The sequence below is a fragment of the Acidithiobacillus sp. TH-A117 genome (assembly GCF_057473465.1).
This window is the reverse complement of record NZ_JBYCKQ010000003.1, coordinates 59,814-74,041: the sequence shown is the minus strand read 5'-3', so window position 1 is coordinate 74,041 and position 14,228 is coordinate 59,814. Positions and strand designations below refer to the sequence as shown.

General features: G+C 58.8%; 10 protein-coding genes. 7 read left to right on the top strand and 3 right to left on the bottom strand.

The features are described 5' to 3' along the window. Positions 1 to 208: 208 nt before the first annotated feature. Entirely contained in the window at positions 209 to 391 is a 183-nt protein-coding gene (locus AC2VLR_RS00865; protein WP_486880443.1) for a hypothetical protein, read from the bottom strand. A 909-nt stretch (positions 392 to 1,300) separates the two neighbouring features. On the opposite strand from AC2VLR_RS00865, the gene AC2VLR_RS00860 reads away from it, so the two are divergent. After that, the gene (locus tag AC2VLR_RS00860; RefSeq protein WP_486880442.1) at positions 1,301 to 2,686 is read left to right on the top strand and encodes an integrase domain-containing protein; all 1,386 of its coding nucleotides are present in this window, start codon (positions 1,301 to 1,303) and stop codon (positions 2,684 to 2,686) included. Between the two features lie 115 nt (positions 2,687 to 2,801). On the opposite strand, the gene tnpA is transcribed toward AC2VLR_RS00860, so the two are convergent. Both tnpA and AC2VLR_RS00850 read right to left on the bottom strand, forming a co-directional pair. Beyond that, entirely contained in the window at positions 2,802 to 3,233 is a 432-nt protein-coding gene (tnpA, locus tag AC2VLR_RS00855; RefSeq protein WP_486880441.1) for an IS200/IS605 family transposase, read from the bottom strand. Between the two features lie 390 nt (positions 3,234 to 3,623). After that, positions 3,624 to 4,532 carry a hypothetical protein gene (locus AC2VLR_RS00850; RefSeq protein ID WP_486880440.1) on the bottom strand — a complete coding sequence of 303 codons (909 nt, stop codon included), beginning with the start codon at positions 4,530 to 4,532 and terminating at the stop codon, positions 3,624 to 3,626. Between the two features lie 132 nt (positions 4,533 to 4,664). On the opposite strand from AC2VLR_RS00850, the gene AC2VLR_RS00845 reads away from it, so the two are divergent. From AC2VLR_RS00845 to AC2VLR_RS00820, 6 genes are read left to right on the top strand one after another with little or no spacing between them, the layout of a single operon-like run. Next, positions 4,665 to 5,744 carry an ImmA/IrrE family metallo-endopeptidase gene (locus AC2VLR_RS00845; protein ID WP_486880439.1) on the top strand — a complete coding sequence of 360 codons (1,080 nt, stop codon included), beginning with the start codon at positions 4,665 to 4,667 and terminating at the stop codon, positions 5,742 to 5,744. Further along, positions 5,725 to 6,207 (top strand): PIN domain-containing protein, encoded by a 483-nt coding sequence (locus AC2VLR_RS00840; RefSeq protein ID WP_486880438.1) that lies wholly within the window; start codon positions 5,725 to 5,727, stop codon positions 6,205 to 6,207. Before AC2VLR_RS00845 ends, AC2VLR_RS00840 begins: the two co-directional genes overlap by 20 nt. Before the next feature lie 26 nt (positions 6,208 to 6,233). Beyond that, positions 6,234 to 8,765 (top strand): type I restriction-modification system subunit M, encoded by a 2,532-nt coding sequence (locus AC2VLR_RS00835; RefSeq protein WP_486880437.1) that lies wholly within the window; start codon positions 6,234 to 6,236, stop codon positions 8,763 to 8,765. After that, entirely contained in the window at positions 8,692 to 10,053 is a 1,362-nt protein-coding gene (locus AC2VLR_RS00830) for a restriction endonuclease subunit S (RefSeq protein ID WP_486880436.1), read from the top strand. The genes AC2VLR_RS00835 and AC2VLR_RS00830 overlap by 74 nt, the downstream gene beginning before the upstream one ends. Continuing rightward, positions 10,040 to 11,122 (top strand): PDDEXK nuclease domain-containing protein, encoded by a 1,083-nt coding sequence (locus AC2VLR_RS00825; RefSeq protein ID WP_486880435.1) that lies wholly within the window; start codon positions 10,040 to 10,042, stop codon positions 11,120 to 11,122. The genes AC2VLR_RS00830 and AC2VLR_RS00825 overlap by 14 nt, the downstream gene beginning before the upstream one ends. Next, complete coding sequence (locus AC2VLR_RS00820; RefSeq protein ID WP_486880434.1) at positions 11,119 to 14,223, top strand: type I restriction endonuclease subunit R; 3,105 nt, start codon at positions 11,119 to 11,121, stop codon at positions 14,221 to 14,223. Before AC2VLR_RS00825 ends, AC2VLR_RS00820 begins: the two co-directional genes overlap by 4 nt. Positions 14,224 to 14,228: the final 5 nt, after the last annotated feature.

The following is a 14,228-nucleotide window of genomic DNA, read 5'->3' as shown; positions in this document are numbered from 1 at the left end:
ATTCCCAGAAGCAGGCCCCCGGCAGCAGGGATGAGCGATTTCCACCTGCCCTACCAGGGAAGCCGTGGGATCAATTTGATCCCACGGCCAAGCGTCACCCTCTGCGATACCTTGTTAACTTGAGAAGCTCAAGGGTTTGGGCTTGTCACCAAAATGTCATCAAAATTCCGTACTGCAAGCAATTTTTTTCAGACCGGCAGTGCCATTATCAGGTGGGGTGAGGCCTCTCTGCATCTTCCTTGGGAGGGCTTTCTCTTGGATTTTGCTGGGCTGCGAGAGCCTGAAAGTCCAAAGTCAATGCGTCCACGACCCGCATAGCCAACTCAGGAGGGATTTCTGTCTCACGTAAAGCCATGTAAAGAGCGAGAGGCGATTTCAGCATATAACTCATTTGTTTCTCCTTTGCGATAACCAGAGAGAATGTTTCACCACGGCTTCCATTTTATCATAGTGTGTAGCCGCAAATTTTCAGGCGTACGGGCGGCGTTGGTCTGCCATGCATCGGAAAAATGGTTGGAATAAACACGAAAATACCCGGTTAATGATGCACAAGGGCGCGACAAGCGGTTGTATTCTGGTGCCATGACAAAGCCATGGACCATTGGTACTGGCTGAACGATTTTCTGCCCGGATGGGCTGCGACGGTCGCATAATCCCGAATTACTCCAGTTCCACCATTGTGGACTACATCAGGGGTTCGCCCCTTAGAAAACGGCTTAGGCCTCTATATCTTGAACAGGCTGTAGTTTGGCCATCGGTTGCGTGCTTTTGCACAGAAGAAGCATCGTCCCCTCACTGGGATGAAAATGAATGATTGCAATTGTTGCCATGACATAGGGCAAATCTTCATGCGCGTTGTGGCCTGCTGGTCGGCACCCTCTATGGAGCCAGTAGTCAGTGTGAACGCACCGCGCATTATTTCAAAGACAAGTCGGTATTTCCCCGACCTATATTTCTCCGGTTTTGGACCGAATCATCTACATCGCTATCCCCGGAAGAAAGAGAGGGGATCGAATTTTTCATAGAAAGGAATTTGAATCATGGACTTATTGCACATTATTCCGCAGAACAATGCGGATTCTGGGGTGGAACGCGCCACTGCCAGACTCAGAAATTGGCCTTTTAAAGAGCAGAACCAAGTAGCTATCGAATCGCAGTTCGCGATCTGTTCTCCATGAGGCCCCATTACCATATCCCATTACCACCCTATGCGCGCATCGGGTCGGCTAGGCTGTCAGCCGTTCTGGGTATCTTCCTTTGAGGGTATCCAGAACGGCTATCGGAACGTCAGGAGGGAGTTATGCATTATGTCTTCAAAAATTATGGCTACGCCTTTTCTGTTGAACGGGCTGTGGAAAAGATTATTCAAGCACAAGCACGGGGTTATGGAACCATCCGCGCGAAACGGGTGCGGCTGCAGTATCTTGTGGACTTTTTGCAAGCACAAGGCATTACCGATCTGGAGAAAGTGAAATTTTCCCATCTCCAGCAATTTGCCGAATATATCCAGGACTTGATGCAGGAGAAGGACTGGTCCCCGGCTTACGCTCAGAACATCCTCAGTGACGCCAATCGGCTGCTGGGATTTGTCCGCAAACAGCGAGCATTTCGGGTGTCTCCATCCGCCACTACGGGGAAACGCCCCTGGACCCGGACTACTCCGCCCACCGGGATGGCCCTCGCAGGGGTCCTTGATTGCGTCGAGGCGATGCGTAAACAGGGGCTACCACGCGGCGCACTGATCGTCTTGATGGCCCGGATGTTTGGGATGCGCTTGCGCGAAACGGTCCTGGCAGATATCCCCCGCCTGTACCGTGAAGGCATCAGACACGGTGTCATCAATATCCAGGAGGGCACCAAGGGGGGACGGAAGGTGACGCGCAAGGTCATCATCCATGCCTTCGGGCTGGAGATTCTCCATGAAGCCCAACAGTTTTGCCAAGCATCTGGTTCCCATTGTCTGATTCCCCCCGACCAGAATTACATCACTTTTATCCGTCGCGAGGTTGCTCGCGCCCGGAAAGTGCTGAAAGACCATGGCATCAAGGGGTACCATGATCTACGGAGTGCCTACGCCTGTGCGCGGTATCAGGCCATCACCCAGGCCGCTGCCCCGGTGTTTGCGGGGGGGAGAAGAGTATCTCGGGAGCTGGATACCGCCGCCCGGCAGGCCATCAGTCAGGAACTGGGGCATAATCGTACGGAAGTCCTGAATGCCTACATCGGCGCCCGCCGCCCAACGGATGGGCAACGGCAACAAGAGCTGCAGCAGCAAAAGGAAGTGCGTCGCGAGCTGCAGGAACTGCGGGCGCCGATTACGGCATCGTCGCTGGCATTCTTGCTGGCGAGAAACTTTCGGGGGTCCAAGAAAGAGCGTGTCGTGCATGTGAAGCGGGTGTGTGCGGTAGTGCTACCCTATTGCCAGGCTGCCCATATCCAGTATCTACATCAGATTACCCTGCAAGTCATGGAGGAGATGGTGCAGGCGCATCGGGCAGGGCATCCCCTGAGCGCGAAAACCCAAAAGGATTATTTTTTCTCGATGCTCCGGTTGGCGTATGCCCTGGGCCATCCCGAGTGGGAGCAGGCGTTGCGGACACTCTGCGGTTTGCCCAAATCCAGCGTTGCCGGGAGGCGGTTGAATATCAATCGGCGCACGTTGGTACGCCGAAGGGACCACCGCTAAAGAGTAAATATCTCCCGGCAAAGCCGGGAGCTTTAGTTTGTGAGCCGCTCAAAGCGGCTTAAAGGGGACGCTAACGCGGCCCCTCAGTTTTGGCGCCACCACAGGGTGGCCCAGATCAGCTCCATATGTTCAACTGATCCACCCGTGCATCTTCTTTCTCCTGATGGCGAATATAATCCCGAATCATCGCCTCATCCCTACCTACGGTCGAAACAAAATATCCCCGCGCCCAAAAATGCTGGCCCACGAAATTACGCTTCCGTTCCCCGTAGGTCCGCGCAATATGAATCGCGCTCTTGCCCTTGATGTATCCTACCACACTCGACACTGCATACTTCGGCGGTATCGCAATCAGCATATGCACATGGTCCACCATCAAATGCCCTTCTTCTATCCGGCTTTCCTTATGCCGGGCCAAAGCCCGAAATACCTCTCCCAGATCACGCCGTAACTGCCCATACAGCACCTTACGCCAGCACTTCGGTATAAATACAATATGATATTTGCACTCCCACCTGCTGTGCTTTAGGCTCATTCCTTCGTCCATCGGTACCTCCTTCATCGTGTGCTTGGCGGCTCACAACGTCGGTTCTCCGATGGACTCCACTATATGTCAAACATCTACTGTCACCCCGGCAGAGCCGGGGGATTTCCTATTTTTGGTTAAAAAGGAATCTATGTAATAAACCCCGCGCCTATTTGAACGGTTGCTCTTGTTTGGGAAACAATACGTTCACGCTGCTAGTGAGCCGCACCCGCGCCGACTCCCGCGACGGCTGGTTCGGTGCGTTTCAGTGGTGTTGACGTAAGCATTCCTTGAGCCATTTGGGGCGTCCTAAACACGTCCAGTAGCGTGGACGGTCGCTACGCTGTATGTTGTTCTGACCACGGCTACTGGTCCTGTTCGAGTACCGGCTCGACCGGGAGCTTGCCCCTTCTAGTGCTTAGAAGGCCATGGCGGATAGATCATTTCGGCGACCACACAACAGACGAGTCGATGATCGTCGACGTGAAAGTGCGTGGGGTCGCTCTCGTCTTGTTTCCCAATGAAGAAGAGCCATCCCTTCTCCTTGTCGCCGCGCTTCTTCGCCGTCATGTACTCCGACCTTGCAGTCTCGATCTCTCGAGAAACGTAGTTGCGCCTAGCCGCGCTCCAGTCTTTCCAGTCCATTCTCACCCGATACGAACGAATGAGCTCCCGCTCTTTCCATTCGCCGTAGCTCAACTGAATTTCCATCTGGACGTTATTTGCTATTGACGCCTTCCAACTGATGGGCGCGTAGAAAAGGCGCGGTTCAGGGTACTGGACGATCTGATTGCTCTTGAGAGATCGGAAGACGTGCTGGTAGGTATCGGCCGCGATGCCTGGTACGGCCAAAGGGAGGTCGCGGTCATAGGGAAAGTTGAGGAAGGTCCGGCAGATCGGTCGAATGGTTTGGGCTGCCCAATGGCGATCCCGTTGTGCCTCACCCGAACTATCAGAACCAGCTCGCCGTCGTCCGTCGCTCGTGGCGGCAGTCAAGATTCCGTTTGAGCCTGCCACAGGTCGTGTGTCTCGGAGCACGAGCCGATTCGGAAAGCTGCCCGGGAAGCCCTCACGAGTTGAAACGCGCTGTTTCCGGGCGCGCTTCACCAGTTCGACCTCGCCCTCTACATCGCAGCCAGAGTTGTGCCCGTCTTTCGCGCTGAAGTAGGGGCGAACCTTATTCTCCGGTCGATAGGAGCAAGGGGTAGCTTGGGCGCCGCAGCCGCGACATTCATAGCCGAGGGGGTCGACCGGGTTGATGATCCACAACTGCTCGGCGTCAACTATCTCGCCAGTGTGCTTATTTAGCGCTGATTCCATGCCAGCTCTCCGACTTACATGCATATCAAGCCACCACTTGAGTTGGTGACGTTCATTGTTTACAATATTTATAAATTTAGTCTTTTTTGTAAACCAATGCAATCAACCCAACTTGGGTACAAGAGGGCAACCATGTTCAACATTCGACTCCGTCGAGCTCGTAAAGCCGCTGGGCTATCCCTGCGCGATCTAGGTGAACGCGTCGGGGTATCCCACGCAGCCATCAAAAAGTACGAAGACGGCGCTGCCATGCCGTCAAGCGATATACTGATTGGGCTATCGCGCGTGCTCAAAGTGCGCACCGAGTATTTTTTCCGTCCGGAGCCTGTCGCCTTGGAAGGTATCGAGTACCGCAAGCGCAGCTCCTTGCCCAAGAAACGTCTGGACGCGATCACTCATGAGGTGATCGACCAAATCGAACGGCGTATTGAGTTGGAGAACCTGTTTCCGCAACCTCCGGTCAAGGCCTTCGCAACGGTTGATGATTTGCCCCAAGCAATCGAGGAAATGGATGGGATCGAGGAAGTCGCAGAGCGCGTCCGCGATGCCTGGGAGCTTGGCTTTGACCCAATTCCCGATCTGATAGATGTCCTGGAAACCTATGGCATTCGTGTTTTCATGATCGATGCCGACGCTGACAACAAGTTCGACGGACTTGCCGCCCGCGTCAGGGGGATGCCTATCGTGGTCGTCGGTCGTCATTGGCCAGGGGATCGGCAGCGCTTTACGCTGGCCCATGAGCTTGGGCACTTGATGCTTGAGGGCCGGCTTGCCGCGCACCTCAACGAGGAAATGGCGTGTAATCGGTTTGCGGGAGCATTCCTGTTTCCACGCGCATCGGTACTGCAAGAGATGAGCGGGCATCGGAACGCCGTCGAGATCAAGGAGCTTGGGCTACTCAAAGAAGAGTTCGGGTTGTCAATGACTGGAATCCTGTATCGCGCTCGTGATCTCGGAATCATCTCCCCGGCCTATCGCGATGACCTGGCCAAACTGTTCCGATTCAAGGGGTGGCATATCAAAGAGCCGGGTCGGGATTATCCCGCTGAGAAGGCGCACATCTTCGAGCAATTGGTATTCCACGCATTGGCCGAGGAGTACATCGGCGAATCCAAGGCGGCTGAGCTGATGAACGTGTCGCTTATACAGTTCCGGCGTGTTCGCTCGATGGAGAGCACGGAGGAGCCGCCTCGTGCTGCTGTTAATCAGTGATGCCAACATCTTGATGGATGTCGAGGTAGGCGACCTAGTAGCCCCGATGTTCAGCCTCGGGTACCAGTTTGCGGTGCCGGATGTGCTGTATTTCGATGAAATCGAGGAGCAGCACGCCCACCTGTTGGATATGGGCTTGCAGACCACGACACTGTCGGCGCAGTGTGTGGCGCGCGTCGAAGCGCTCAGTCAGACATACACCAGACCCGGTCGTAACGACCTGTTCGCGCTCGCTCTAGCATACGAAAAGCAGTGTCCTTTGCTTACTGGCGATGCGGCCCTACGCCAGGCAGCAGAGATGGAACAGGTCGAGGTCAAGGGAACAGTCTGGCTCATTGAGGAGATGGTGCAGCAACAACGAATCACAGTGGCGGTGGCCCGAGCGGCACTTCACAAGATGAAGGTAAACGGGCGACGCTTACCCTGGGACGTAGCAGAAAAGAGGCTCGATGATTTTGAGTAAGAACCAAACAACATTCGAGAAGCGTAATGGCATCTAAACATTTCCAAGACCAAAGCCAAATCAAGTGGATTTCCGACTTCATCTGGAATATCGCCGACGACCGCCTGCGAGACGTCTACGTGCGCGGCAAGTACCGCGACGTGATCCTGCCCTTTACCGTGCTGCGGCGTCTCGATGCCGTGCTCGAAGCCACCAAGGACGCGGTGCTGGAGCGCAAGAAGTTCCTCGACACCCACAAGGTGGCCGAGCAGGACGGCGCGTTGCGCATGGCGGCTGGTCAGGCCTTCTACAACGTCTCGGAATTCACCCTGGCCAAGCTGAAGGCAAGCAGCCAAGGGCAGCGCCTGCGCGATGACTTCATTGCGTATCTGGACGGCTTCTCGCCCAACGTGCAGGAAATCCTCACCAAATTCAATTTCCGCAACCAGATCCAGAAGCTGGTGGATTCCCACGTTCTCGGCTACCTGATCGAAGACTTCCTCGATCCCGAGGTCAATTTCGCGCCGCAGCCCGTGAAGGATGCCGATGGCCGCATCAAGCTGCCCGCGCTGGACAACCACGGCATGGGTACGGTGTTCGAGGAGATGATCCGCCGCTTCAACGAAGAAAATAACGAAGAGGCTGGCGAGCACTTTACCCCGCGCGATGTGGTGCAGCTCATGGCCAAGCTGCTGTTTCTGCCGGTGGCCGAGCGCATCGAGTCCAGCACTTATTCGCTCTATGACGGCTCCTGCGGCACCGGCGGCATGCTCACCGTGGCCGAGGAAGCCTTGCACGAACTGGCAGAGGAACACGGCAAGGAAGTGTCCATCCACCTGTTCGGGCAGGAAATCAGCGACGAAACCTACGCCATCTGCAAGGCCGACCTGCTCTTGAAAGGCGAAGGCGCGGAGGCCGAGAACATCGTCGGCGGCGCGGACAAATCCACCCTGTCCGCCGACCAGTTCCGTTCGCGCGAATTCGACTTCATGATCTCCAACCCGCCCTACGGCAAGAGTTGGAAGACCGATCTCACGCGCATGGGCGGCAAGCAGGAATTCGACGACCCGCGCTTCATCGTCAGCCACGCGGGCAACAACGAGTTCAAGCTTATCACCCGCTCCAGTGACGGGCAGCTCATGTTCCAGGTGAACAAGCTGCAAAAGATGAAGCACAACACGCCGTTGGGCAGCCGCATTGCGCTGGTGCATAACGGCTCGGCGCTGTTCACCGGCGACGCGGGCCAGGGTGAGAGCAACATCCGCCGCTGGGTGCTGGAAAACGACTGGCTCGAAGCCATCATCGCCCTGCCGCTCAACATCTTCTACAACACCGGCATCGCCACCTACATCTGGGTGCTGGCCAACAAGAAGGCCGAAGTGCGCCGTGGCAAGGTGCAGTTGATCGACGCCAGCAAATGGTTCCAGCCGCTGCGCCGCAACCTCGGCAAGAAGAACTGCGAACTCTCCGAGGCCGACATCCAGCGCATTCTTGACCTCTATCTCCCCTCGCCCTCCGGGAGAGGGGCCGGGGGTGAGGGTCAGGACACCCCGGAATGCAAGTGGTTCGACAACGCCGATTTTGGTTACTGGAAAATCACCGTCGAGCGCCCGCTGCGCCTGAAAAGCCAGCTCTCCGACGAACGCATCGAGACGCTGCGTTTTGCCACTGGCGATGAGGCGCTGCGCGCCGAGATCTACGCCACCCACGGCGAGGCGCTCTATACCGAGTTCGCCCAGCGCAAACCGGCCATCGAGGCATGGCTGAAAGGCGAGGACGAAGACGACGCCAGCGAAGACAGCCCCGACGATAACAACGGCGGCGATGACAGCGAGGCTCCCGCCGCGCGCAAAGCCGTGCCCGCCAAGCGCCGCAAGAAGCTGCTCGATGCCGCGACCTGGCAGCGCGACAAGGCGCTGATGGACGTGGCGCAACGGGCACAGCAGTCATTGGGCAGCGCCGTGTTCGACGATCACAACGCATTCCGCGACACGTTCGATGCGGTGATGAAGGCGCAGGGCGACAAGCTCGGCGCGGCGGACAAGAAAGCCCTCTTCAAGGCGGTGAGCTGGCGCGACGAGTCCGCGCCGCCAGTCATCGCCAAGCGAACCAAGCTTAAAGCGGGCGAACACTTCGAGCCGAGCTTCGATGGCGCTTACCTGGAAACCGTGGGCAAGGATCGCTTCATGGTCGAATACGAGCCGGACAGCGAGCTACGCGACACCGAGCAGGTGCCGCTGAAGGAGCAGGGCGGCATCGACGCCTTCTTTGCCCGCGAAGTGCTGCCGCACGCGCCGGACGCCTGGATCGCCACGGACAAGACCCAGATCGGCTACGGATTTCCTTCGCCCGCTACTTCTATAAGCCCGCGCCGCTGCGCACGCTGGAAGAAATCCGCGCCGACATACTCGCGCTGGAACAGCAGAGCGAAGGCTTGCTGCACAAGATCGTGGGGGGTGTGTGATGGTGATGGCGAGCGTGTATCCGAGCTATCGGCAGCCGAAGATGCGCTGGTTGCCCACCGTACCGGAGCATTGGAACGAGCAACGCGCCAAGACCTTCTTCCGCGAGGTGGATGAGCGCTCGAAGAGCGGACAGGAAGAGCTGCTGTCGGTGTCGCACCTCACCGGCGTTACCCCGCGCAGCCAGAAGAATGTCACGATGTTCAAGGCGGCGAGCTACGTCGGCTCCAAGCTGTGCCGCCCCGGCGACATCGTCATCAACACGCTGTGGGCGTGGATGGCGGCGCTTGGTGCGAGCAAGCACGTGGGCATCGTCAGCCCCGCCTATGGCGTGTACCGCCCGCACCACGCCGACAGCTTCAACCCGGCGTATCTCGATTACCTGTTGCGCACCCGCGCCTACGTGGCCGAATACATTGGGCGCTCGACCGGCATCCGATCCTCGCGCCTGCGCCTTTACCCGAACCAGTTCCTCGACATTGCGCTGATCCAGCCGCCGCGCCCCGAGCAAGACCAGATCGTCGCCTACCTGCGCGCGCAAGACGCGCACATCGCCCGCTTCATCCAGGCCAAGCGCGAACTCATCAAGCTGCTCACCGAACAGAAGCTGCGCATCATCGACCACGCCGTCACGCGCGGCCTTGACGCATCGGTGGCGTTTAAGCCGTCCGGCATCGAATGGCTGGGCGAGGTGCCGGAGCATTGGGAAGTGAAGCCGCTTAAACGTTGGGTGAGGCTGAATGCTCGCACGCTGGGTGAAAAGACCAGTCCAGATTTTGAGTTCCGCTACGTGGACATCGGCTCAGTGCAAACCGGGCGCTTGTCGAAGGAACTTGAGCGCATCCGTTTCGAGGCGGCGCCGTCCCGAGCGCGTCGCGTTTTACGCCGAGGCGACACCGTCATCTCGACGGTGCGGACGTACCTGAAGGCCATCTGGTATGTCAATGAGGACGCTGATGACCTGATCGCATCCACAGGTTTTGCTGTGCTCACGCCCGGCAAGAATGTGGAGCCCGAATACCTCGGTTACGTCATTCAGAGCAGTGCCTTCGTGAACCGGGTGGCGGCGAACTCCATCGGCATCGCGTATCCCGCCATCGCAGAAACTGTGTTGGGACGCTTCCCTGTGGCGTTGCCACCGACAGTGGAGGAGCAGCAGGCCATCGTTGCGCACATCAAGACAGAGAGTGCGCCGCTGGACGACGCCATCGCCCACACCGAAGACGAAATCAAACTGATCCGCGAATACCGCGACCGCCTGATTGCCGATGTGGTCACCGGTCAAGTGGACGTGCACGGCTGGCAGCCCGGCCCGGATGACGTGGTGGACGATGCGGCGCTGGCCGCGCTGGGCGATGACGAAGCGGGTAGCACCAGCGAGGAGGACGCCGATGCCGACGCGTAAGAAAACGACCACCCGCAAGACGGGTACGCCAGCGACGCGTAAGGCCGTCGCGGCGCTGGCCGCCACGGCAAAGGATTACCCGGCCTTGCTGGCCGAGGTGAAGGCGCGCATCCAGTCTGCCCAGTACGCAGCGCTGCGCGCGGTCAACAAGGAACTGGTCGGCTTGTATTGGGACATCGGGCGGATGATCGTCGAGCGTCAGGAGACCGATGGTTGGGGCAAGGGGGTGGTGGAGCAGCTTTCCGCCGACCTGCGCGCGACCTTCCCCGGCGTGGGCGGTTTCTCGACGCAGAATCTGTGGTACATGCGCCAGTTCTTTCAGGAATACAGTGCCGCGCCAAAACTCCAACCACTGGTTGGAGAAATCGGCTGGGCGCATAACCTGCTCATCCTGTCGCGCTGCAAGGAAGCTCAGGTGCGTGAGTTCTACCTGCGCATGACGCGCAAATTCGGCTGGTCGAAGAACGTGCTCGCGCACCAGATTGACAACCAAAGCTACGAAAAATCGCTGCTCGGCCAGACCAATTTCGACCGCACGCTGACCCCGGCGCTGCGCGCGCAGGCCAAGCTGGCAGTGCAGGACGAGTACGCTTTTGACTTCCTCGAACTGGGTGAGCAGCACAGCGAGCGCGAGCTGGAACGCGCGTTGATCGCCCGCATCGAGGACTTCCTGCGCGCAATGGGCGGCATGTTCTCCTTCATGGGCAGCCAGTACCGGCTGGAGGTGGAAGGCAAGGAATACTTCATCGACCTGTTGCTGTTCCACCGCCGCCTGCGCGCGCTGGTCGCCATCGAGCTGAAGATCGGCGAGTTCGAGCCGGAGTTCGTCGGCAAGATGCAGTTCTACCTTGCGGCGCTGGACGCGCAGGCGCGGCAGCAGGACGAGAACCCGTCTATCGGCATCATCCTGTGCAAGGAGAAAACCCGCACCATCGTCGAGTACGCGCTGCGCGACGCGCGTAAGCCCATCGGCGTGGCGACCTACGCCATCACCAAGACGCTGCCGAAGGAACTGAAAGACCAGTTGCCGTCGCCCAAGGCCATTGCCCGCCTGCTGGAGAGCATATGAAACCGACCGACACCAGTGAGAAAGAACTGGAAAGGCTGATCGTGCGTCATCTGGCGGGCATCAGCGAGCACCCGTCCGCTACAGCGAGCACGGTGCAGGAGCCAGAAGCCCTCTACGGGTCGGCTGGGTATGTACTGGGCCGGGCGGGCGACTATAACCGCGACGTGGCGCTGGACGTGCCGAAGCTGCTGGATTTTCTGTATGCCACCCAGCCCAGGGCGGTGGACACGCTGGAACTGGCGACGGACGGCATCAAGCGCACCCAGTTCCTGCACCGGCTGCAAGGCGAGATCACCAAGCGCGGCGTGGTGGACGTGCTGCGCAAGGGCGTGAGCCACGGGCCGGTGACGGTCGATCTCTACAAGCTGCTGCCCACGCCAGGCAACGCCAGCGCCGCCGAAGCCTTTGGCAAGAACATCTTCAGCGTCACCCGGCAGCTGCGCTACAGCAACGATTCCGGTAACGAACTGGATTTGGTGATCTTCATCAACGGCCTGCCGGTTCTGACCTTCGAGTTGAAGAACTCTCTGACCAAGCAGACCGTCGCCGACGGCATCGTCCAGTACCAGACCACGCGCAACCCGCAGGAACTGCTGTTCCAGTTGGGGCGCTGCATTGCGCACATCGCGGTGGATGACGCGGAGGCCGCGTTCTGCACCGAACTGAAGGACAAGGCCTCGTGGTTCCTGCCGTTCAACCAGGGCTGGAACAGCGGCGCGGGCAATCCGCCCAATCCCAACGGCCTGAAAACCGACTACCTGTGGAAGCAGGTGCTGACGAAGGAGTCGCTCGCCAACATCATCGAGAGCTTTGCGCAGGTGGTGGAGGAAGACGAGATGGATGCCAACGGCAGGAAGCGCAAGAAGCGCAAGCAAATCTTCCCGCGCTTCCATCAGTTGCGCACGGTGCGTGCCCTGCTGCGCCGCGCCCATACCGATGGGGTGGGCAAGCGCTATCTGATCCAGCATTCGGCAGGCAGCGGCAAGAGCAACACGATTGCCTGGCTGGCGCACCAATTGGTGGAACTGCGCCGCAAGGACGACCCTATGACGGCGCAGTTCGATTCCATCATTGTCATCACCGACCGGCGCGCGCTGGACACACAGATTGCCCGCACCATCAAGGGTTACGACCACGTGGCGGCGATCTTCGGCCACTCCGACAACGCGCAGGAGCTGCGTGAGTACCTGCGCCGTGGCAAGAAGATCATCGTCACCACGGTGCAGAAATTCCCGTTCATCCTCGATGAGCTGGGCGACCTCTCCGGCAAGAGCTTCGCGCTGTTGATCGACGAGGCACATTCCAGCCAGGGCGGTAAGACCACGGCGCGGATGCACGAAGCCCTTGGCGGCAAAGCCGCCGCTCACGATTCCAGCGGTAAGGTGGCCGAGGAGGAGTTCGAGGAGGACAGCACGCAAGATGCGGTGAACGCGGAAATCGAGAAGCGCATCGCCTCGCGCAAGCTGCTGGCCAACGCCAGCTACTTTGCGTTCACTGCCACACCCAAGAACAAAACGCTGGAGTTGTTCGGCGAGAAGACCTTCGTCGGCGACAAGGTGCAGTTCCGCTCGCCCGAAGAACTGACCTACACCACCAAGCAGGCCATCCAGGAGAAGTTCATCCTCGATGTGGTGGAGAACTACACCACCTATGACAGCTTCTATCAAGTGGCCAAGACGGTGGCGGACGACCCGGAATTCGACAAGGTGAAGGCGCTGAAGAAAATCCGCCACTACGTCGAATCGCACGACAAGGCCATTCGCCGCAAGGCCGAGATCATGGTCGATCACTTCATCGCACAGGTCGTGGGCAAGCAGAAGATCGGCGGCAAGGCGCGGGCCATGATCGTGTGCAACGGCATCGCGCGGGCCATCGACTACTGGCGCGAGGTGTCGGACTACCTCACGCAGATCAAGAGCCCGTACAAGGCCATCGTGGCGTACTCGGGCGACTTCGAGATTGGTGGCCAGAAGAAGACTGAGGCCGATCTCAACGGGTTTCCGAGCAAGGACATTCCGGCCAACCTCAAGCAAGACCCGTATCGCTTCCTGATCGTTGCCAACAAGTTCGTCACCGGCTTCGATGGGCCCTTGCTGCACACGATGTACGTGGACAAGCCGCTGGCGGGCGTGCTGGCGGTGCAGACCCTGTCACGCCTGAACCGTGCGCACCCGCAGAAGCACGACACTTTCGTGCTCGACTTCGCCGACAACGCCGAGGCAGTGAAGGCGGCGTTCCAGGACTACTACCGCGCCACCATCCAGACCGGCGAAACCGACCCCAACAAGCTGCATGACCTGAAAGCCGAACTCGACGGACAGCAAGTGTATAGCTGGCAGCAGGTGGAGGACTTGGTGGCGCTGTACTTGAGCGGCGCAGACCGGGACAAGCTCGACCCCATCCTCGATGCATGTGTGGCCGAGTACACCGACAAGCTCGGCGAGGACGATCAGGTCAAGTTCAAGGGCAAAGCCAAGGCTTTCGTGCGCAGCTACGGCTTTCTTGCCGCGATCCTGAGCTACGGCCACCCGACGTGGGAGAAGCTGTCGATCTTCCTGAATTTCCTTGTCCCCAAACTGCCCGCGCCCAAGGAGGAAGACCTCTCCAAGGGGGTGCTGGAGACCATCGACATGGACAGCTACCGGGTGGAGGCCAAAGCTGCGCTGAAGATGGCGATGGCCGACGCAGACGCTACGGTCGATCCAGTACCGCCGGGGGGCGGTGGCGGCAAGGGCGAGGCGGACATAGACAAACTCTCCGCGATCATCAAGACCTTCAACGACCTGTTCGGCAACATCGAGTGGAAGGACGAGGACAAAATCCGCAAGGTCATCACCGAGGAGATCCCGGCGCGCGTGGCACAGGACAAGGCCTACCAGAACGCCCAGGCGAACTCCGACAAGCAAAACGCCAAGCTGGAGCACGACAAGGCACTCAACCGCGTGGTGCTGGAGTTGCTGTCCGACCACACCGAACTGTTCAAGCAGTTCAGCGACAACCCCAGCTTCAAGCGCTGGCTGACGGACACGGTGTTCGATGCGACCTATCAGCCGGGCGTGGTTTCGCCGAAGACGCCGCCGCAGGCTGGCACATCTGCATGATTCTT